Here is a 20,540-nt window from a genome sequence, read left to right as displayed (position 1 = left end):
GAGAGGGCCGTTCAGCCGCCCAGTGCGGCGACGAGGCGCTCCGGGTTGCGGGAGGACGTGAGCCAGTAGGGCGTGCGGTCCTCGGGGTCGACGACCTCGATCCGCACCACCGGCGAGATCCAGCCCCTGATACACAGGTACGCCAGACCGTTGAGCCCCCGCCCGCGCTGATAGGTGGCGTCCTCACCGGCGAACCACGACACTTCCCCGACGTACGTGCGCTCGATGCTCGCGCGGCCCACCTGCAGGGAGTCCCGCGTGACTTCGATGAGCGGTGTGGACAGGATGAGCAGGATGAGGATCACCACCGCCACAACGGCAGCGACGGTGTAGCCCACCCACAGGGAGATCGGCGCGAACATCACGATGGTCGCAGCGGAGAAGCCGGCCGCGATCACCCAGACCCAGAAGGAGGGCCACAGACGCTCCTGGTAGAGGACGGCCTTCTCGGGTGCGTTCGGGGGTACTTTTCCTGGCGAGCTGGACATGACTCCAGCATTCCACTCTTTCGGCGGGGACAGGTTCCGTCCGGGCGAAGGGGCTAAAGTAGGGGGCTGGGTCACCGGACAGGTTGCGTTGGAGATGCGGTCAATGGGTTTACAGCAGGGCCTTCCGGTCCAGATCATGATGCTCGACGACGGCCTCGAGCCGCCCTCGTACGCCACCGAGGGTGACGCCGGGGCCGACCTCCGTACCGCTGTCGACGTCGTGCTGGAACCGGGTGCACGAGAGCTCGTCCCGACAGGTGTGGCGCTCGCACTGCCGCTCGGGTACGTGGGCCTGGTGCATCCGAGGTCCGGTCTGGCCTCGCGGCACGGCGTCACGATCGTCAATGCTCCGGGCACCGTCGACTCCGGCTACCGCGGCGAGATCAGGGTCTGCCTGCTCAACACCGATCGATCGCAGACGGTGCGTCTGGACCGGGGCGACCGCATCGCCCAACTGGTGATCCAACGGGTGGAGCATGCGGTCTTCACCGCGGTGGACCGCCTGCCCCCCAGTGCCCGGGGCACCGGCGGCTTCGGATCCACGGGCGGCTTCGGAAGGGCCGACCCTGATCAGAACCAGGGTCCGGACCAGGACAAGAACGCCGTGGACGCGCCAGTCGACGGCTGAGTGGTGCGCCACCGCCGGAGAACCGCAGGCTTCCTCGGCCCACCCGCATCCGAACCGACACAGCAGGAAAGGACTACGCCATGGCTTTCGGGCGTTCCAGGAAGAACAAGCAGAAGGACACAGTCGACGCAGCCGATACAGCTGATGCACCCGACACCGGTGCATCCGGCACCGCTGAGTCGGCCGACGACGTCGTCGCGACGCCCGTTGCCCAGGCGACGTCGCTCGACGGACCGGCACCAGCGCAGGACCGGGTGTCCAGTGAGGACTACGCTCGAGCCTCGCTCGGGCCCTTCGACGCCTCCGAGCAGGACACCGAGGCCGGGTACATCGATCTCGGTGCACTGAGGATCGGAGCGGCCCAGGGACTGCAGTTGCGGCTGGAGGTCGAGGAGCGCAGCAAGCGGGTCATCGCGGTGACCCTGGATCTGGGCGGCTCGACACTCCAGCTGCAGGCCTTCGCTGCTCCGAAGACGGAGGGTCTGTGGGACGAGATCCGCGAGCAGATCGGGGTCTCGATCGGCTCCCAGGGTGGAACCGTCGAGGAGCGTCCGGGGGTACTCGGCACCGAACTTCTCGCCAAGGTCCCCGCGCAGACCCCCGACGGCCAGGCAGGGGTGCGCGTGGCACGCTTCGTCGGCGTGAACGGCCCGCGCTGGTTCCTCAGGGGCGTCATCGGCGGCCCGGCCGCGCTTCAGTCCCGGGCCGCGGCACCCATGGAACAGCTCTTCCGCAGCGTCGTCGTGGTACGCGGTGATCACCCCCTGCCGCCTCGCGAACTGCTGCAGCTCAAGGTGCCGAGCAACGCTGCTGCCGCACCCACCGCTCCAGGAGCCGGGACGACCCGGAAGAACGACCTCGATCCGCTGGAGCGCGGACCGGAGATCACCGAGACCCGTTAGCAGTGCCGTCCCACCGCTACGCGCCACGTTCGGCCCACCTCCAGGGGCCGTCCGACGTCCTCGGTCTGGAGCCGGAGCACGGCTCGCCGACCGCGCCCGAGCTGCCCGAACGTGGCAGGATCAGGGTACGGGGCGTCATCGACCGGGTGACCATCGCCCCTGCCTCGTCGTCGCCGTCGTTCTCCGCCCTGGCGCGGCTCGACGGGACGGGCCGCAGCGAGCAGACCGACGTCAGCGGCGTGGGCGGGAGCGTCCGGATCATCTGGATGGGTCAGCGCCAGGTTCCCGGCATCCAGGCAGGAGTGGCGCTCCGCTTCGAGGGGATGCTCAGCCGGGTCGGTGGAATCCCCACGGTGTACAACCCGCGCTACGAGATCATCGGCCGACCCCAGGAGTACTGACATGAGCCACCCGACCAGCGAGCCGGGGGACCTCCCCGATCCCCCTGCCCACGACGAGCTTCCGCAGCCCGACGCCGTGCAGCCCGACGCCGTGCAGTCCGACGCCACCGAGGCCCCGGTGGACCGGCAGGCGGGCCCCACCGCCGCCGACGTCGCCTCCCAGTACGCGGCGAGGTCCGGCGTGCGACGCGGCGCGTCGGGACAGATCGATGTCCTGGCCTCCATCGGCGGTGCGCAGGGTCTGTCCGAGAGCATTGCTCCCGGCCTGGTCTTCACCGTCCTGTTCACCATCACCCGGGACCTGACGGTCTCGCTCGTGGCGGCGCTGGCCGTCTCCGGGGTCTTCGCCCTCCTGCGGCTCGTTTCGAGAACCCCGCTCACGCAGGCCATCGCCGGCCTGGTCGGTGTGGCGTTCTGCGCCTTCGTGGCACAGCGGACGGGCAACGCCACCGACTTCTTCCTTCCCGGCTTCTTCATCAACGGCGCCTACATCATCGCCATGAGTGCCTCCGTGATCCTCCGGTGGCCGTTCGCCGGTCTGCTCTTCGGGTTCATCCGCAACGAGGGCATCGAGTGGCGGAAGGACCCGGTGCGGGTCCGGGCCTACTCCATCGCGACATGGATCATCGTGTCGGTGCTCGCCCTGCGACTGGTGGTCCAGGTACCGCTCTACCTCGCGGACAACGTGGCCGCTCTCGGTTCCTCCCGCGTCGCCATGGGTCTGCCGCTCTATGCACTCGGCATCTGGCTCGCCTGGCTGGTCTCCCGGGGACGCCCGATCCCGGGCAGCGCGGACGGATCCTCCGAGGCGGACGGGATCCGGCCTCGCTGAACATAGCCGTTGCTAGCTGTCCTCACTGTGCGCGGCAAGGACCGCACGCAGCTGATCCTCCGCTGCGATGGCGGCCAGCAGGAAGATCTCGTCCCCGTCCTCGATCACGTCGTCCGTGCTGGGGCTGAAGGGCGAGTCGTCGCGCAGGATCGCCACGACGGCGCAGTCCTCGGGCAGGGGGACCGATCCCAGGGTCTCGCCGATGAGCGGGGAATCCTGCGGAACCGTGAACTCCACGATGGAGGAGACACCGGTCTGCAACGTGAGCAGGCGTACGAGGTCGCCGATCTCCACCGCCTCCTCCACGAGGGCCGTCATGAGCCGCGGGGTGTTCACCGCGACGTCCACGCCCCACGAGTCGTCGAACATCCAGTCGTTCTTCGGATTGTTGACCCGGCCCACGGTGCGGCCGACTCCGAACTCGCTCTTGGCCAGCAGTGAGACCACGAGATTGACCTTGTCGTCCCCGGTCGCCGACACCACGACATCGGCGTCCTCGAGGTGGGCGTCCTTGAGCGTCGTCAGTTCGCAGGCGTCGCCGATCAGCCACTTCGCTCCCTTGAGGCCGCTGCGGCCGATGACCTCGGGTTTCTCGTCGATGAGCAGGATCTCGTGCTTGTTGCCGAGCAGCTCGCGCGCGATCGACGAGCCCACGCTGCCGGCACCCGCGATGACGACCCTCACTGGAGATCCTCCCTGGGTGCTGCAGCAAGGATCCGGCCGATCTCGTCCGTCGCGGTGGTCCTCATCATGGCGTGGAGAACATCCCCCTGCTGGTAGCTGGTCTCCGTCGTGGGCAGCATGCCCTCGCCGAAACGGGTGAGATAGGCGATGCGGACACCGCTGGCCGCCTCGATGGAGTGCAGCGATCGTCCGAGCCACGCCTCACTGAGCGCCAGTTCGGCCAGGATCAGCCGGCCGGAGGTCTCCCGGAAGTCCCCGTTGATGGTCTGCTCGGGCAGGATGCGGCGCAGGACCTGGTCCGCGCTCCAGCGCACGGCAGCGACGGTCGGTATCCCCAGGCGCTGGTAGATCTCGGCGCGCCCCGGATCGTAGATGCGCGCGACCACGTGGGGCACGTGGAAGGTCTCCCTCGCCACGCGGGTGGCGAGGATGTTCGAGTTGTCCCCGCTGGAGACCGCCGCGAAGGCGTAGGCTTCCTCGATCTCGGCGGACTTCAGGGTGTCGCGGTCGAAGCCCACCCCGGTCACCTTGCGGCCGCCGAAGGAGGCGCGCAGCCTGCGGAAGGCGCGGTCGTCCTGGTCGATGATCGCCACCGAGTGGCCGGATTCGTCCAGTGTGTGAGCGAGGCTGACACCCACTCTCCCGCATCCCATGATCACAAAATGAGCCACGCGTGGCGCTCCTGATTCCTGGCTGATTCCCGGCATGATTCCCGGCACGGACCATGCTCCTGCGTGCCGTACCGGCCTCAAGCCTAGTGGCTGACCCGGTGGACGGACGCGCTAGTCTGTGGGCTGTGCTGACTTTTCTCGAGGCCGTCAAGCGGGTGCTGGTGGGGAGGCCCTTCGCCAGCGACAGGCTGAGGAACAAGGCGCTGCCCAAACGTCTGGCCATGCCCGTCTTCTCCGCGAGCGCGCTCTCCTCCGTGGCCTACGCGCCCGACGAGATCCTGCTGACCCTGGCCCTCGCGGGCGTGGCATCGGTGGCGATCTCGCCGTGGGTCGGACTTGCGGTGATTGTCGTCCTGCTCGTCATCGTCGCCTCCTACCGCCAGGGGATCCACGCCTACCCTTCCGGCGGCGGGGACTACGAGATCGCCAGGCAGAACATCGGTCCACGGGCCGGGGCCACGGTGGCGGCGGCGCTGATGATCGACTACGTGCTCACTGTCGCAGTGTCGGTCTCGGCCGCGGCGCAGTACATCGTCTCGCTGGCACCCGCGCTGGCGGACGTCCGGCTCGCACTGGCCGTCGTCGGGGTGGGGATCCTGGTCGTGCTGAACCTGCGCGGCGTCACCCGGGGAGTCCGGGTCCGCGCTGTGGTGACCTACACGTTCCTCGCCGGCATCTTCGCCCTGTGCATCACGGGAATCGTCCAGGCCGTCGCGGGGACGCTCGCCGAGGCGCCGAGTTCGCGTTTCGAGGTCGTTCCCGACGCAGCGCTCGACGCCGGACTGGTGGGGCTGGCCGGGGCGCTGCTGATCCTGCGCGCGTTCTCGGCCGGCGCGGCCGCCCTGACCGGCCTGGAGGCACCCGGCGCGAACGTGCCCCGGTTCCAGGAACCGAGGAGCCGCAACGCCGCGACCACACTGCTGATCCTCGGTCTCGTGTCCGCCGCGATGCTTGCCGGGGTCATCTACCTCGCCAATGCGACGCGCGTCCACGTGGTCCAGGACCCGGCTGCGCAGCTGCTGCTCGACGGACGTCCCGTGCCCGCCGACTACGTCCAGTCGCCCGTGGTGAGTCAGCTGGCCCGGACGATCCTCACGGACGGCTCGCCGGCGTTCTACCTGGTCGTGGGGGCGACGGCGCTCATCCTGCTGCTCGCCGCCCATGCGGCGTTCAACGCCTTTCCTGTCCTGGCGTCCATCCTGGCCACGGACGGTTACCTCCCGCGGCAGCTGCGCACGAGGGGGGACCGGCTCACGTTCAGCAACGGGATCATCGCGCTCGGTCTGGGCGCTGCGCTGCTGATCCTGCTCTTCCAGGCCGACGTCACGGCCCTGGTCCAGCTGTACATCGTCGGGGTGTTCGTCTCCTTCACCGGAGGTCAGCTCGGCCTGATCCGGCACTGGAACAGGGAACTGCGCAGTACCGTGGGCAAGCAGAACCGATGGCGGATGCACAAGTCCCGCGCCATCAACACCCTGGGCTTCGGGCTGACCTCCGCGGTGCTGGTGGTCATCGTCATCACCAAGTTCGAGTACGGTGCCTGGATCGCGCTGCTCGCGATGGCCGTCCTGTTCGTGCTGATGCGCAGCATCAAGAGACATTACGACTCCGTGGCCAGCGAGCTGGCGATCGACGACGACGTCAGGCTGCGGGCACTGCCCTCACGCGTGCACGCCGTGATCCTGGTCTCCCACGTCCGCAAGCCGGTGCTGCGTGCCCTCGCGTTCGCCCGGGCCTCCCGACCCTCGCGCCTGGACGCGATCACGGTCGACGTCGATCCCGACCAGACGCGTGCCACACTCGCCGACTGGCAGAGATACGAGATCCCGGTGCCCATCACCGTGCTCGCCTCGCCGTACCGCGACACCATCGCACCGATCCTCGAATACATCAGGACCATGCGCCGGGATTCGCCGCGGGACCTGATCGTGGTCTACATCCCCGAGTACGTGGTGGGAAAATGGTGGGAGCAACTCGTCCACAACCAGACCGCACTGCGCATCAAGGCACGTCTGCACTTCGTGCCCGGGGTGATGGTCGCCAGCGTCCCGTGGCAGCTCGCGTCCTCGGACGCGACGCGCATCTATCAGGACCTGAAGTAGGAAGACACCATGACAGAAGCCCTGCCCGTCACCGCCGCCTCCTCCCGGCGCCAGCCCGACGCGGAGCTCACCGTCGGGAAACCTGCGCACGGCGGCCACTTCGTCGCCAGGCATGAGGGCCGGGTGGTCTTCGTCCGCCACGCCCTGGAGGGCGAGCGGGTCAGGGTGCGCTTCACCGAGGCCGAGGAGAACGCCAGTTTCTGGAGAGCCGACGTCGTGGAGGTCCTCGAGGCATCACCACAGCGCACGGTGCACCCCTGGCCGCACGCCGATGCACTGAAAGCCGCTGCGGCCGGACGCACCGCAGTCGGCGGAGCCGAGTTCGGGCACGTCCTCCTGCCGGAGCAGCGGCGGCTGAAGACCGTCGTCTTCCAGGAGCAGCTCGAGCGCCTCGCCGGGACCGAGCGCGCGGTGAGCGTGGAACCTGTGCCCGGAGAGACCGAGGACGGCCTCGGGTGGCGCACCCGCGCGGCCTTCTCCGTCGATCCGGCAGGCCGCCTGGCCATGCACCCGCATCGTTCGCACGAGATGGTTCCCGTCCATGAGATGCCCCTGGCGGTCCCGGCGATCAACCGGCTCCGTCTGTGGGGCATCGATCTCACCGGTATCAGCAGGGTCGACGCGGCCGTCGGCTCCGGCGCGGGAGAGCCGCTGGTCCTGCTCGTGCCCTCGAAAGGTACGCACCCCCGCCGCGCCGCCGCCGTCGCAGCGGCCATCAGGGACGCCTCCGTCGCGGTGCTCGAGCCGGAGACGGGGCGCGTGCAGCGGATCACGGGCCGCACCTGGCTGCAGGAGTCCGTGCGCGGCGTGGACTACCGGGTCACCGGGCCCGGCTTCTGGCAGATCCACCGCGGGGCACCGGAGGCCCTCGTGGGCGCCGTACTCGAGGGACTCCAGCCCGCAGCAGGGGACCGGGTGGCCGATCTCTACGCGGGCGCGGGTCTGTTCACGGTCCCGCTCGCGCACGCCGTCGGCCCTACCGGTGCGGTGCTGTCGGTCGAGGGCTCGGCAGGGACGGTGCGCGACGCCCGACGCAATCTCCACGGGCAGGAACAGGCCGCGATCGTGCAGGGACGCGTGGATGCTGCACTGGGCCGGTGGAACGAACCGCTCGACGCCGTCCTGCTCGATCCGCCACGTACCGGCGCCGGGAAGAAGGTGGTCCAGCAGATCATCGCCAGGAGGCCGCGGACGGTGGGCTACGTCTCGTGCGATCCCGCCTCGTTCGCCCGCGATCTGGGGTACTTCCGACGCGCCGGCTGGTCGCTCGATACCCTGCGCGTGTTCGATCTCTATCCGCACACGCACCACATGGAGTCGTTCGCGCGGCTCCTGCCACCCTCGGCATGAGACCGGGACGCACCGCGCACGCTCGAGTGGATCGCCCTGACGGCGGCACCCCGCGCGCCGGCCGAACGTTAGAGTTATGGTCAGTCACAGGCGGTACCGCCGCCGCCACGCCCAACGAACCGAGGAGGCGCCGATGGGACTCTTGGAGACGATCAGCGGCCCACAGGACCTGAGCAAGCTCAGCGCATCGCAGCTGGGCGATCTCGCCCGGGAGATCCGGGGTTTCCTGGTCAGCAATGTCTCGCGGACCGGGGGGCATCTCGGCCCGAATCTCGGTGTGGTCGAGCTGACGCTGGGCATCCACCGGGTCTTCGATTCACCGCGAGACAGCATCATCTTCGACACCGGGCACCAGTCCTACGTCCACAAGCTCGTCACCGGGCGGCAGGACTTCAGCAGACTGCGCCAGCAGGGGGGCCTGTCCGGGTATCCCTCACGCGCCGAATCGGTGCACGACGTCGTCGAGAGTTCCCACGCGTCGTCCTCGCTCTCCTGGGCCGACGGGATCTCCCGCGCCCGCGTGCTCACCCATGAGGGTGAGCGCTACACCGTCGTCCTGGTCGGGGACGGTGCCCTCACCGGCGGTATGGCCTGGGAAGCGCTCAACAACATCGCGGCCGACAAGCGGCGTCGCGTGGTGATCGTGGTCAACGACAACGGCAGGTCCTACGCACCGACGATCGGAGGTGTCGCCGATTACCTGGCGTCGCTGCGGCCGGCGCTGGATTCCGTGCGGACCCATCGGATCTACGAACGCACGCTCGACTGGGTGAAGACCCGGATGCAGAACGGTGGTCCGGCCGGGGAGCTCAGCTACAAGAGCCTGCACGCCATGAAGAAGGGCATCAAGGACTGGTGGGCGCCGCAGGGGCTCTTCGAGGATCTGGGCATGAAGTACGTGGGGCCGGTGGACGGCCACGACCAGTCCGCCGTCGAGCAGGCCCTGCACCTCGCGAAGAACTACGGGGGGCCCGTGATAGTGCACGCCATCACGGAGAAGGGCCACGGTTATGCGCCGGCCCGGGCCCACGAGGCGGACCAGTTCCACGCCGTGGGTGTGATCGACCCGGAGACGGGTGATTCGATGGACTCCGTGGGCCAGCAGTCGTGGACCTCCGTCTTCGCCACCGAGATCGCCGAGATCGCCGACGAGCGCCCCGACGTCGTCGGGATCACCGGTGCCATGCTCATCCCCGTGGGGCTCCACCGCTTCGCGGCACGCTATCCGGAGCGTGTCTTCGATGTGGGGATCGCCGAGCAGCACGCCCTCACCAGCGCCGCGGGCATGGCCTACGGCGGGCTCCACCCCGTGATCGCGCTCTACGCCACCTTCCTGAATCGCGCCTTCGATCAGCTGTTGATGGACGTCGCCCTGCACCGGGCCGGGGTCACCGTGGTGCTCGACCGCTCGGGCGTCACCGGCCCCGACGGCGCCAGCCACCACGGCATGTGGGACCTGGCGATGCTGCAGGCGGTCCCGGGACTGTGTCTGGCAGCGCCGAGGGACGCCTCCCGGCTCAGGGAGGAACTGCGCGAGGCCGTTGCCATCTCGGACGCCCCGAGCGTGATCCGCTATTCCAAAGGCTCCGTCGGCGACGAGATCGAGGCCCTCGAACGGCTCGACGACGGCGTCGACGTCCTTGCCCGGCGTCCTGCGGGCTCACACCGGAACGATGTCCTGATCGTCAGCGTCGGCGCCATGAGCGAACTGGCGCTCGACGTCTCCGACAGGGTCGGGGCGCAGGGAATCAGCTCCACCGTGATCGACCCGCGCTGGCTCCTGCCGGTTCCGCGATCGGTGATCGCGCTGGCCGCCGAACACCGCATCGTGATCGTCATCGAGGACGGCGTGCGTGCCGGAGGCGTCGGTTCGCGGATACGGCAGGAGATGCGCGCGGCGGGCGTGGACACGGCCCTGAACGAGGTCGGCCTGCCCGTCGAGTTCCTCGACCACGGCACCCGGGCGCAGATCCTCGAGCGCGTCGGACTCACTGCCCAGAAGATCACCCACGACGTCGTCGCCCAGGTGCTCGGGACGAAGGTGCCGGTCGCGCGGCCGCTGGCGGAGGAGCACGCGCCGGTCACGGGGGAATTGCCCAAGCACTGAGCGGACCCCGGCCTGGACGCTCCTCGCGGGCGGTGACGAAGAGGTGATGTGAGAGAATGATGCTGGCTGGTGGGGGAACCACATTCCCGCGCCGGCCCAGTGACAGGCTTCCGTTCCGCAAGCGATGCTTCAGCCCTACCGACCCCGCCCCCGCGGCGGAGCCGGGCAGAATCCGCTCACGGAGCCCACCATTCGGATGGGCGGTCGAGGAAGACCGTCACTGGTCTCTCGAGTGATTCCGCACCCCACTGACGGTGCGACCCGGGAGAACACGACGACGACTTCCGGTCAGCCGCCGGGCGAAGGGCCCGCGGCGGTCCGACATACCGCCCTGGAAGGCGCCGGGATGTGGCCGGTACCGCAGGGCTTGGAGCGAGTACCCGATGAACGAGATGGATCAGCAGGAGAACGAACGCAACACCGCGGAGGAGACAGCGGCGACGCCGCAGAGGGCGCCGCGGACCCGGCGGACCGCCAGTGCACCGGCAGGAGCACCGCCGGCAGCGGAACCGGCGGGCCAGGAAGCAGCAGGGCCCGGTGCCGGCACGTCGCCGCGGCAGCGGGCGAGCAGGCCACAGGAGCCGGTAGTGGTCACCGGTGACGGAAGCACCGCTGACGGGGAGACCACGGCCTCCGACGACGCGTCGCCCGACAAGGCGCCCGCCCGCGCGTCCCGGCCGCGCCGCCGTGCGGCAACCTCCGCTGCAGGCCCGGCGCGCGTCCAGGAATCGGCTCCGACCGCGACTGACGCGATGACCGCTCCGGAATCGCCGGTCGGTTCCGAGGCGCCCGTGGATCAGGCCGATGCTGCGGACCACACCGGGCCGACGGAGCACACCGAGCCGGTTCAATCTGCGGATTCAGGCACAGCCGACGAGAGCGCACCAGAACCGACGGAGAGCGCACCGAGGAAACCGACCCGCTCCCGCCGCACCTCCACGAGGAACCGCAAGGCATCCGAGGAGGGTGCAGCGTCCACGGATACCTCCCCCACGGATGGTGCCGGAGCAGGAACTGCTGCTGCACCGGATGCCCGGACCGAGGAGGAGCCGGCGGAGGAGAACGACCTCGATCTCTTCCGTCCGCCCGAATCGCCGCTCTCGCTCCTGTTCCACGCTCCTGACCTGAGCGTCACGACGGTGCCCTCCGTCAAGGTGGCGCCTCCCCGCGAGGAGGAGCCCGAGGACGACGACGCCGAGGAGACCGCCCCGCGTTCCAGGCGGAGCAGGCGCGGCAGGAACCGCAGTCGCGGCAGTGGATCGGCTTCGAGTGACGAGGCAGCGGATGGCGACGCCGAGGAGACCGCTGACAGTGCCTCGGGCCGGCAGGACGACGGCGCCGGCGTCACGTCCAGGCGTCGCCGCCGGCGCCGCCGCGGGGACCAGGATCTCGAGCTCACCGGCGGCGAGGACGACGACCCGCCGAACACCGTCACACGCGTGCGCGCACCCCGGCAGTCGAGCGAACCCGTATCCGATCGCGTGACCAGCGTCCGCGGCTCGACCCGGCTCGAAGCCAAGAAGCAGCGCAGGCGGGACTCACGTGACACGGGCCGCCGTCGTCAGGTCATCACCGAGGCCGAGTTCCTCGCCCGTCGCGAGTCGGTCGACCGCCAGATGATCGTGCGGCAGCGCGACGACAGGATCCAGATCGGCGTCCTCGAGGACGGGATGCTCGCGGAGCACTTCGTCTCCCGGACGCAGCAGGACTCGCTGATCGGCAATGTCTATGTCGGCAAGGTGCAGAACGTGCTGCCGAGCATGGAGGCAGCCTTCGTCGACATCGGACGTGGCCGCAATGCGGTACTGTACGCCGGCGAGGTCAACTGGGACGCCGCCGGCCTGGACGGCCAGCCGCGACGGATCGAACTCGCCCTGAAGTCCGGCGACCCCGTTCTCGTGCAGGTCACGAAGGATCCGGTGGGTCACAAGGGAGCGCGCCTGACGAGCCAGATCTCGCTGCCCGGCCGCTACCTCGTCTACGTGCCCGGGGGATCCATGACGGGCATCTCCCGCAAGCTGCCCGACGTCGAGCGCACCCGCCTCAAACGCATCCTGAAGGACCGGCTGCCCGAGCACGCCGGTGTCATCGTCCGCACCGCAGCCGAGGGCGCCAGCGAGGAGGAGCTGACCCACGACATCAACCGCCTGCGCGCCCAGTGGGAGGAGATCGAGCGCAAGGCCGGTTCCACGAAGACCCTCGCACCGGACCTGCTCTACGGCGAACCGGATCTCACCATCAAGGTGGTCCGCGACGTCTTCAACGAGGACTTCTCGAAGCTCGTGGTCTCCGGCGAGGAGGCCTGGGACACCATCGAGGCCTACGTCATGTACGTGGCGCCCGATCTCGTGGGCCGACTCGAGAAATGGACCGGCGAGGAGGACATCTTCGCGGCCTCCAGGATCGACGAGCAGATCTCGAAGGCGCTCGAGCGCAAGGTGTTCCTGCCCTCGGGCGGATCACTGGTGATCGACCGCACCGAGGCCATGACGGTGGTCGACGTGAATACCGGGAAATTCACCGGCAGCGGTGGAAATCTCGAGGAGACCGTCACGAAGAACAACCTGGAGGCAGCCGAGGAGGTCGTCCGCCAGCTCAGGCTCCGGGACATCGGTGGGATCATCGTGATCGACTTCATCGACATGGTGCTCGAGGCCAATCGCGATCTCGTCCTCCGCCGTCTCGTCGAATGCCTCGGCAGGGACAGGACCAAGCATCAGGTCGCCGAGGTCACCTCCCTCGGACTCGTCCAGATGACGCGCAAGCGCATGGGTACCGGCCTGCTCGAGGTCTTCGGCGAGGAATGCGAGCGCTGCGGGGGCCTCGGTGTGATCACCCACTCCGAACCGGTGGAGCACCGCGGGCATGCACCTGCGCCGGACACCCAGCAGCAGGGGCGCCAAGACAGGATGTCGCGCAGCGAGCGCAAACGGAACCGCAGCCGGACGCAACAGGAGGAGAGTTCCACGCAGCCCGCTCCATCCGGTGCCGAGGACCCCGATCCCGATCGCGTCGCGAAGGCGGAGGCCGCACGGGCCGCCCTGGCGAGCATCGCGGCGGCGACCCACCACGCCCAGGAGGAGTCTGCACCACGACGTGCCGATCAGGCCGACACCGGCCCGGCCGACATCCAGGTCACCGAGGCGGTTCTGACCATCAACGGGGAGACCGTGACCCTGCCGCGATCCGACGACCGATCCCAGGCAGAGCCCGAGCAGGCTCCGACCTCATCGACCTCACTGACGCTGGACAGCCTCAGTGAGGCCTTCAGGGAGAAGGCTCCGGGGACTGCGCGGGATGAGACCCCCGACCGGTCCGGGGCGGATCAGCAGACCGGGTCGTCGCCGGGTACCTCCGCAGCGGCGCCGGGCAGCAGGCGCCCTCGTGGCCGCCGTGTCGCACGGAGTGCACAGGGCGAGAAGGAGCGCATCGACACCGCCGGCGGCCCTGCCGGCGACTCCGGAGGATCCAGGCACGTCGCGGCCGCGCCGTCGGGGACGGGCGCACCGGAGAGCGACGGCGAGGAGCCGCTGATCTTCGGCGTAGGGGTTCCCGCCTCGAAGCTGTAGAGGCCGAATCCGGACAGGAGCACAGCTTCCCGCTGATTTGCGGGAAGCTGTGCTCCTGCCGTAATCTTGACCCTTGGTGCATCTACCGCTGAGCGGTGTGCCGGCAGTTCACGGACGGGCAGCGTCCCCCTGAATCGGCACCAGGATCCACCCATGAATTTTCAGCACACGTCAGATCGTCGAGAGAAGTGAGTGTCCCAGTGGTGTACGCGATTGTCCGCGCAGGCGGCCGCCAGGAAAAGGTCTCCGTAGGAGACCTCGTTACCCTTGACCGCGTCACCGGCCAGGCGGGGAGCACCTTCAAGCTCCCGGCCCTCCTGCTGGTCGACGGCGACAAGATCACCTCCGCCGCCGAGGAGCTCGAGCGCGTGTCCGTCACCGCCGAGATCGTCGGGAATCTCCGGGGGCCGAAGATCGTCATCCAGAAGTTCAAGAACAAGACCGGCTACAAGAAGCGTCAGGGTCACCGTTCGGAACTGACTCGCGTCAAGATCACAGGCATCGCGTAGCCCCATCGGGCTCCGCTCGGCCAGGCACACGACACTTCAGCGAAGGCAGGAATAACCCATGGCACACAAAAAGGGCGCAAGCTCAACCCGGAACGGCCGCGACTCGAACGCCCAGTACCTCGGCGTCAAGCGCTTCGGCGGTCAGGTCGTGAAGGCCGGCGAGATCATCGTCCGCCAGCGCGGGACCCACTTCCACCCCGGTGTGAAGGTCGGCCGGGGAGGGGACGACACCCTGTTCGCTCTCGAAGCGGGAGCGGTCGAGTTCGGAACCCGTCGCGGTCGCAAGGTCGTCAACATCGTCGGAGCCGCAGCGGAGTAGTTCCGCCGGACTGGACGAACCAGTTGTTCGGGTGGGGTGGGCCGCTACGGCTCGCCCCATCTGCTTTTAAGCCGGCTCGGACCGGCACAGAGACGTATTCGAAGAAGGAGACCCCGTGGCGAGTTTTGTCGACCGCGTAGTCCTGCACGTATCAGGAGGCACCGGAGGTCACGGCTGCGTCTCGGTCCACCGGGAGAAGTTCAAGCCACTGGGCGGACCGGACGGCGGGAACGGTGGTGACGGTGGTGACGTGATCCTCCGCGTGGACCACCAGAACACCACGCTGCTCGACTACCATCACGCGCCCCATCGCCACGCCACGAACGGTGGCAGCGGAATGGGCGACTGGCGGGGCGGCAGGAGCGGTGAGACGCTGGTCCTGCCCGTACCGGACGGGACGGTGGTCAAGACGAAGGACGGCGAGGTGCTGGCCGATCTGGTGGGCGAGGGCACGGAGTTCGTCGCTGCAGCAGGCGGTCAGGGCGGGCTCGGCAATGCAGCGCTGTCCTCGCAGAAGCGCAAGGCCCCCGGCTTCGCGCTGCTCGGTATCCCCGGCGAGGAGCGCGACATCGTGCTCGAGCTCAAATCCATTGCCGACGTAGCACTGGTGGGGTTCCCCTCCGCGGGGAAATCGAGCCTGATCGCAGCCATGTCCGCGGCCCGCCCGAAGATCGCGGACTACCCGTTCACCACCCTGGTCCCCAATCTCGGCGTGGTCCAGGCAGGCTCGACCCGGTTCACCATCGCCGACGTGCCCGGTCTCATCGAGGGCGCGAGCGAGGGCAAGGGCCTCGGACACCATTTCCTGCGTCACGTGGAGCGGTGCGCAGCGATCGTGCACGTCCTGGACTGCGCGGCCCTGGAGACGGACCGTGATCCGCTGGGCGATCTCGCGGTCATCGAGGCGGAGCTCGAGAAGTACTCGGTCGACATGAGCTTCGCGGGCCCGGACGGCGACGTCGTCCCGCTCAACGAGCGGCCACGCCTGGTGGCACTCAACAAGGTCGACGTGCCCGACGGGCGTGACATGGCCGGTTTCGTCCGTCCCGAACTCGAGGCACGCGGCTATCGCGTGTTCGAGGTGTCGGCGTCGAGCCACGAGGGTCTGCGCCAACTCGGCTTCGCCATGGCGGAGATCGTCGAGAACGAGCGCCGGGCTGTCGCCTCGGCACCACCGACCGTGGTGCCGCCGGTCCTGCGTCCGCGCGGTGTCAACGCTGCCTCCTTCCGGATCCGCAACGAGGAGAAGGATGCGCTGCCCCTGTACCGGGTCCTGGGGGACAAGCCCGAGCGATGGGTCAAGCAGACCGATTTCACGAACGACGAAGCGGTGGGTTATCTGGCGGATCGGCTCGCCAAGCTCGGTGTCGAGGAGCAGTTGTTCAAGTCCGGCGCGAAGCCCGGGGACACCGTGGTGATCGGCGAGGGCGACGGCGTGATCTTCGACTGGGAGCCCACCATGATGGGCGGTGCGGAGCTGCTGGCCGGTCCGCGCGGCAGCGATCTCCGCCTCGCGGAGTACATCCGGCCCACGCGCGAGCAGAAGCGCGAGGAGTACCAGGAACGCAAGGATGCCAGGGCTGCGGCCCGCGCGGAGCTGGAGGCCGACCGCAAGGCCGGTATCTGGACCGAGTCCGTGGACGAGCGCCGGGCGGCCGCTCCTGCGCAGCAGGAAGTGGACGCCGAGTCCGGAGGTTAGGTGTCCCGCGTGTCGGAGGGATCCGCTGAGCCGGGGCCGGGCCGTGCCGGGCTGGCAACAGCCCGGCGCATCGTCGTCAAGGTGGGCTCGTCGTCCCTGACCTCCGTGTCCGGGGGCATCTCGGATACGGCCCTCGTGGGACTGGCCGACGTCCTCGCCGAGCGCCGTCTCGCGGGTACGGAGGTGATCCTGGTGTCCTCGGGTGCCATTGCAGCAGGCCTGGCCCCCCTGGGTCTTGCGCGGCGCCCTGCCAACCTGTCCACACAGCAGGCGGCAGCGAGCGTCGGTCAGGGTCTGCTCATGGCGCGGTACTCGCGCGCGTTCGCCGTCCACGGCATCACGGTCAGCCAGATCCTGCTGACCGCCGACGACCTGGTCCGCCGCTCGCACTACGCCAACGCGCACCGGGCCATGGAGCGGCTGCTGAACTTCGGCGTCGTGCCCATCGTGAACGAGAACGACACGGTGGCCAGCCATGAGATCCGCTTCGGCGACAACGACCGCCTCGCGGCCCTGGTGGCGCACCTCGTGAAGGCGGAGGCGCTGGTCCTGCTCTCCGACGTCGATTCACTGTACGACGGCCCGCCGAGCGCCGGGGCCAGCCGGCTTCCACTGATCACCTCCGCCGCAGACCTCGAAGGCGTCACGATCGGCCGCGCAGGGGCGTCCGGGGTGGGCACCGGGGGCATGCAGACGAAGGTCGAGGCGGCCATGATCGCCTCGTCGTCGGGCATCCCGGCCCTCGTCACCTCGACCGCCAACGCCTCCGCAGCGCTGCGCGGTGACGACGTCGGGACCTGGTTCACCGCGACGGGCAAGCGGCAGCCGATCCGCCTGCTGTGGCTCGCGCACCTCGCCAGGGTCCTCGGCACCCTCGTGCTCGACGACGGAGCCGTACAGGCCGTGGGGGAGCGGCGCCGGTCGCTGCTGCCCGCCGGTGTCCTCGGGATCTCCGGTGCCTTCGAGGCCGGAGACCCCGTCCAGCTCGTGAGCCGTGACGGGGTCGTCGTCGCCCGCGGCCTCGTGAACTACGGCTCCACGGAGCTGCCGCCCATGCTGGGCAGATCCACGCACGATCTCGCTGCGGAACTCGGGGCGGGGTACGAGCGGTCGGTGGTGCACGTCAACGACCTGGTGGTCCTCCGCCCAGGTCCTGCCCCCGAAGGGCACCACGGTGATCGCTAGACTGCTGGCATGACCGACCAGCAGGAAGATCTCTCCGCCGAGGAACTCACCGAGGCCGTCCACAGCATCGCCGACCGCGGGCGCGTTGCGTCGCGTTCCCTCGGCAGCGTGACGCGGGACCGCAAGGACCGTCTCCTCCTCGACGTGGCAGCAGCCCTCGAGCAGCGGCGGGACCTGATCCTCGCCGCCAACCGCACCGACGTCGAGCGTGGCCGGGCAGCCGGTACTGCCGCCGGGCTGCTCGACAGGCTGAGCCTGGATCCCGAGCGTATCGCGGGCCTGGCGGAGGCTCTGGTGCAGCTCGCGGCGCTTCCCGATCCGATCGGCACCGCCGTACGCGCCGAGACCCTCCCCAACGGGCTGCGGATGCGCCAGGTGCGCGTGCCCCTCGGCGTCATCGCCGCGATCTACGAGGCCCGTCCCAACGTGACCGTCGACATCGCGGGGCTGGCACTCAAGAGCGGCAACGCGGTGGTGCTGCGCGGCGGGAGTGCGGCTGCCGCCACCAATGCAGCGCTGATCGGCATCATCCGCGACACCCTCGGGGACCACGGGCTGCCCCGGGACGCCGTGCTGAGCATCGACGACTTCGGCCGCGACGGTGCTCGGGTCCTCATGGCGGCCCGGGGCCGCATCGACGTGCTGATCCCGCGTGGGGGGCGGGAGCTGATCCAGTCCGTCGTGAACACCGCGCGCGTCCCGGTGATCGAGACGGGCGAGGGGAACGTGCACATCTTCCTCGACGAGAGCGCCGACGAGGAGATGGCGATCGACCTCGTGCTCAATGCCAAGACGCAGCGGCCCAGTGTCTGCAACACGATGGAGACGCTCCTGGTCCACAGCGGTGCCGGTGCGGCGCCCGGTGTCCTCGCCGCGCTTTCCAGGGCAGGGGTCACCCTCCACGTCGACGACCGCGCCGGTTCCTGGCTGGCGGACGATACCGCCACGGTCCCGGCCACGGACGCCGACTGGGGCCGGGAGTACCTGCAGCTGGATCTCGCGGTGCGCACGGTCGACAGTGTGCAGGAGGCGCTGGAGCACATCCGGCGATGGAGTACCGGCCACAGCGAGGCGATCATCACGAACAGTCTCGCGGCGTCGGAGGAATTCGTCGCGGGCGTCGATTCGGCCGCGGTCCTCGTCAACGCATCCACGCGCTTCATCGACGGCGGAGAACTCGGGCTCGGCGCCGAGGTGGGAATCTCCACCCAGAAGATGCATGCCAGGGGACCGATGGGACTCCTCGAGCTCACCACGACCAAATGGATCGTGCACGGCGAGGGCCAGGTCCGGCGCTGACGCCATCGCCGTCGTGGCGCCGTCCACCGCGTACCATGGGGGTTGAACACCTACCGGGCGGCCCATCGGCGGCCCCTGAATCCACAGAGGACCCACGATGCTCTACTCTCTCGGCAGCGTCCTGCTGACGACCGAAGTCATGGAAACCCACACCGAGCTGCCCATGCCGGCTCTCGCCTACGGTCTGATCGTCATGGGCCTGCTCCTGCTGATGATGCTCGTCACCATCTCCTTCGCCAATGTCCGCAACAGGCACGAAGCGGTGCAGGAGCACACCGACCCGCACAAGCAGCACAGCAACAAGCACGACCACGGCGAAGCGAGCAGGCAATAGCCGGACCCATGTCGACCGAGCGCAGCGGACCGGAAGCAACGAGAGGCCCACGACAGCATCGTCCTGACGGTTCGCCGTGGCGACTGGGCGTGATGGGTGGAACCTTCGACCCCATCCACCACGGTCACCTGGTGGCCGCGAGCGAGGTCGCGTCGGTCTTCGACCTCGACGAGGTCGTCTTCGTGCCCACCGGTCAGCCGTGGCAGAAGGTCGACCGGGACGTCTCCGAGGCGGAGCACCGCTACCTGATGACCGTCATCGCGACGGCGTCGAACCCCAGCTTCACGGTAAGCCGCGTGGACATCGAGCGCCCGGGGCCCACCTTCACGATCGACACACTGCGGGACCTGAAGAAGCAGCGGCCCGACGCGCAGCTGTTCTTCATCACCGGAGCGGACGCGATGGCGCAGATCCTCACCTGGAAGGATGCCGAGGAGCTGTGGACACTGGCAGAGTTCATCGGAGTGACCCGGCCCGGTCATGAACTCGACGGGCGCGGCAGGGATGTGCGCCTGCTGGAGGTGCCGGCCATGGCCATCTCCAGTACGGACTGCAGACGGCGGGTCGGCGAGGGCAAACCCGTGTGGTATCTCGTACCCGACGGTGTGGTGCAGTACATCTCCAAGTACCGGCTGTACCGCGGCGCCGACCAGCTCGATGCCGGCACCTCGCCGACTCTCGTTGCCGCAGAGGTCTTCCCCACGGACGGATCCTCCGGCATCCGAGCGAACCCCGAACGCCAACCCACCGGATGACTGCGACATGACCGACGACACTGATCTGGACCCAGCGCCACGATCGGATACAGCCCAACGATCGGATACAGCCCAACCGTTGACGCGAAGGCAGCTGCGGCTCCGAATGGTCGACGGCAGGGCCGTGGAACCCGACAGGGTGACCGATACGCTGCGCGAACCCGTACCCGGAGGCCGACGTGACCGCCGTCGTCGGCAGGGCGGAGCGACGACGACGGCTCCGGACCCGGCCGTGCTGGCGCAGCAGCAGGCGCTGGCGGCCCGTGCCGCAGATCTCGCTGCCCGTGCACAGCGGGCGCGTGAGAGTCCCTCCCGGCCCGCCGTGGCCTTCGAGGATCCCACGACGACGCACAACCTCGCAGCGCTGGCCTCACCGGAGTTCCTCCTGCGCACAGGTGGCACGGAATCCCCTGCGGGAACAGCAGCTGACGCGTCGGCGCCCGTCACCCCAGCCTCCTCGGGGTCGACGGCGACCGAGCCTTCCCAGCCCACGAGTGGGAATGCGACTGCGCCGTTCCGGTCCGAGGACGACGCCCGGCCGGTCGAAGCCCGCAGCGCGTTCGGACTGGAGCCGCTCGACGCGGTGACGGCCGGTCTCGGCCGGCTGCGTCGAGTCCGGTACCTCCTGTTCTCGCTGGCGGCAGTGGGCGCGGCAGCACTGGGTACCGTAGTAGTAATGATCGTCAGCTCCCTCAATGGGTGAAAC

The 20,540-nt window shown here is 69.0% G+C and carries 19 protein-coding genes; 16 read left to right on the top strand and 3 right to left on the bottom strand.

Translation table 11 applies throughout. The features are described from left to right. Positions 1–11 precede the first annotated feature (11 nt). The gene (locus E8P82_RS05260) at positions 12–488 is read right to left on the bottom strand and encodes a DUF3093 domain-containing protein (RefSeq protein WP_136453441.1); all 477 of its coding nucleotides are present in this window, start codon (positions 486–488) and stop codon (positions 12–14) included. 103 nt (positions 489–591) lie between these two features. Between E8P82_RS05260 and dut the strand changes: the two genes are divergently transcribed. The 4 genes from dut to E8P82_RS05240 all read left to right on the top strand — a co-directional run bounded on the left by dut (position 592) and on the right by E8P82_RS05240 (position 3,251). Further along, positions 592–1,116, top strand: a complete 525-nt coding sequence (gene dut / locus E8P82_RS05255; RefSeq protein ID WP_246020970.1) for a dUTP diphosphatase — start codon at positions 592–594, stop codon at positions 1,114–1,116. An 80-nt stretch (positions 1,117–1,196) separates the two neighbouring features. Beyond that, a complete protein-coding gene (locus E8P82_RS05250; RefSeq protein ID WP_136453439.1) occupies positions 1,197–2,018 on the top strand; it encodes a DUF3710 domain-containing protein in 822 nt (273 codons plus the stop codon). A gap of 2 nt (positions 2,019–2,020) precedes the next feature. After that, positions 2,021–2,419: a hypothetical protein gene (locus E8P82_RS05245; protein ID WP_246020969.1), complete on the top strand. Its 399-nt coding sequence runs from the start codon at positions 2,021–2,023 to the stop codon at positions 2,417–2,419. Position 2,420: 1 nt separating this feature from the next. Further along, positions 2,421–3,251, top strand: coding sequence for a DUF3159 domain-containing protein (locus E8P82_RS05240; RefSeq protein ID WP_136453438.1), 831 nt, complete (start codon positions 2,421–2,423; stop codon positions 3,249–3,251). 12 nt (positions 3,252–3,263) lie between these two features. Here the strand turns inward: E8P82_RS05240 and E8P82_RS05235 are convergent, their stop codons facing one another. After that, on the bottom strand, positions 3,264–3,935 hold the full coding sequence (locus tag E8P82_RS05235; protein ID WP_136453437.1) for a potassium channel family protein: 672 nt from the start codon (positions 3,933–3,935) through the stop codon (positions 3,264–3,266). After that, positions 3,932–4,606 (bottom strand): potassium channel family protein, encoded by a 675-nt coding sequence (locus E8P82_RS05230; protein ID WP_136453436.1) that lies wholly within the window; start codon positions 4,604–4,606, stop codon positions 3,932–3,934. Before E8P82_RS05230 ends, E8P82_RS05235 begins: the two co-directional genes overlap by 4 nt. 125 nt (positions 4,607–4,731) lie before the next feature. Here E8P82_RS05230 and E8P82_RS05225 point away from each other — a divergent pair, with 125 nt between their 5' ends. The 12 genes from E8P82_RS05225 (at position 4,732) to E8P82_RS05170 (ending at position 20,537) form a co-directional block, all read left to right on the top strand. Next, positions 4,732–6,708 (top strand): APC family permease, encoded by a 1,977-nt coding sequence (locus E8P82_RS05225; protein ID WP_246020967.1) that lies wholly within the window; start codon positions 4,732–4,734, stop codon positions 6,706–6,708. Positions 6,709–6,717: 9 nt separating this feature from the next. Further along, positions 6,718–8,058, top strand: a complete 1,341-nt coding sequence (locus E8P82_RS05220; protein WP_136453434.1) for a class I SAM-dependent RNA methyltransferase — start codon at positions 6,718–6,720, stop codon at positions 8,056–8,058. A gap of 133 nt (positions 8,059–8,191) precedes the next feature. Then, positions 8,192–10,165 carry a 1-deoxy-D-xylulose-5-phosphate synthase gene (dxs, locus tag E8P82_RS05215; protein WP_136453433.1) on the top strand — a complete coding sequence of 658 codons (1,974 nt, stop codon included), beginning with the start codon at positions 8,192–8,194 and terminating at the stop codon, positions 10,163–10,165. Positions 10,166–10,557: 392 nt separating this feature from the next. After that, complete coding sequence (locus E8P82_RS05210) at positions 10,558–13,734, top strand: Rne/Rng family ribonuclease (protein ID WP_425455998.1); 3,177 nt, start codon at positions 10,558–10,560, stop codon at positions 13,732–13,734. 200 nt (positions 13,735–13,934) lie between these two features. After that, a complete protein-coding gene (gene rplU, locus E8P82_RS05205) occupies positions 13,935–14,243 on the top strand; it encodes a 50S ribosomal protein L21 (protein WP_136453515.1) in 309 nt (102 codons plus the stop codon). A 58-nt stretch (positions 14,244–14,301) separates the two neighbouring features. After that, entirely contained in the window at positions 14,302–14,562 is a 261-nt protein-coding gene (gene rpmA / locus E8P82_RS05200) for a 50S ribosomal protein L27 (protein ID WP_136453431.1), read from the top strand. 115 nt (positions 14,563–14,677) lie between these two features. Then, complete coding sequence (obgE, locus tag E8P82_RS05195) at positions 14,678–16,261, top strand: GTPase ObgE (RefSeq protein WP_136453430.1); 1,584 nt, start codon at positions 14,678–14,680, stop codon at positions 16,259–16,261. 9 nt (positions 16,262–16,270) lie between these two features. Beyond that, positions 16,271–17,446: a glutamate 5-kinase gene (gene proB / locus E8P82_RS05190; protein WP_211096798.1), complete on the top strand. Its 1,176-nt coding sequence runs from the start codon at positions 16,271–16,273 to the stop codon at positions 17,444–17,446. A gap of 9 nt (positions 17,447–17,455) precedes the next feature. Further along, positions 17,456–18,745, top strand: a complete 1,290-nt coding sequence (locus tag E8P82_RS05185; protein WP_136453428.1) for a glutamate-5-semialdehyde dehydrogenase — start codon at positions 17,456–17,458, stop codon at positions 18,743–18,745. A gap of 97 nt (positions 18,746–18,842) precedes the next feature. Further along, a complete protein-coding gene (locus E8P82_RS05180; protein WP_136453427.1) occupies positions 18,843–19,079 on the top strand; it encodes a hypothetical protein in 237 nt (78 codons plus the stop codon). 89 nt (positions 19,080–19,168) lie between these two features. Next, the gene (gene nadD, locus E8P82_RS05175) at positions 19,169–19,834 is read left to right on the top strand and encodes a nicotinate-nucleotide adenylyltransferase (RefSeq protein WP_281275771.1); all 666 of its coding nucleotides are present in this window, start codon (positions 19,169–19,171) and stop codon (positions 19,832–19,834) included. Positions 19,835–19,973: 139 nt separating this feature from the next. Then, a complete protein-coding gene (locus E8P82_RS05170) occupies positions 19,974–20,537 on the top strand; it encodes a hypothetical protein (protein ID WP_136453425.1) in 564 nt (187 codons plus the stop codon). Positions 20,538–20,540 lie beyond the last annotated feature (3 nt).

This window comes from Arthrobacter echini (assembly GCF_004803505.1).
Lineage (GTDB): Bacteria > Actinomycetota > Actinomycetes > Actinomycetales > Micrococcaceae > Arthrobacter_D > Arthrobacter_D echini.
The sequence above is the reverse complement of the archived record's forward strand: the minus strand, read 5'-3'. Positions and strand labels throughout refer to the sequence as shown.

What these genes read in the sequence shown, in the direction of transcription:
- E8P82_RS05260 (WP_136453441.1), bottom strand. Translation starts at nt 488, where the DNA reads ATGTCCAGCTCGCCAGGAAAAGTACCCCCGAACGCACCCGAGAAGGCC.
- dut (WP_246020970.1), top strand. Translation starts at nt 592, where the DNA reads ATGGGTTTACAGCAGGGCCTTCCGGTCCAGATCATGATGCTCGACGAC.
- E8P82_RS05250 (WP_136453439.1), top strand. Translation starts at nt 1,197, where the DNA reads ATGGCTTTCGGGCGTTCCAGGAAGAACAAGCAGAAGGACACAGTCGAC.
- E8P82_RS05240 (WP_136453438.1), top strand. Translation starts at nt 2,421, where the DNA reads ATGAGCCACCCGACCAGCGAGCCGGGGGACCTCCCCGATCCCCCTGCC.
- E8P82_RS05220 (WP_136453434.1), top strand. Translation starts at nt 6,718, where the DNA reads ATGACAGAAGCCCTGCCCGTCACCGCCGCCTCCTCCCGGCGCCAGCCC.
- dxs (WP_136453433.1), top strand. Translation starts at nt 8,192, where the DNA reads ATGGGACTCTTGGAGACGATCAGCGGCCCACAGGACCTGAGCAAGCTC.
- E8P82_RS05210 (WP_425455998.1), top strand. Translation starts at nt 10,558, where the DNA reads ATGGATCAGCAGGAGAACGAACGCAACACCGCGGAGGAGACAGCGGCG.
- rpmA (WP_136453431.1), top strand. Translation starts at nt 14,302, where the DNA reads ATGGCACACAAAAAGGGCGCAAGCTCAACCCGGAACGGCCGCGACTCG.
- E8P82_RS05185 (WP_136453428.1), top strand. Translation starts at nt 17,456, where the DNA reads ATGACCGACCAGCAGGAAGATCTCTCCGCCGAGGAACTCACCGAGGCC.
- E8P82_RS05180 (WP_136453427.1), top strand. Translation starts at nt 18,843, where the DNA reads ATGCTCTACTCTCTCGGCAGCGTCCTGCTGACGACCGAAGTCATGGAA.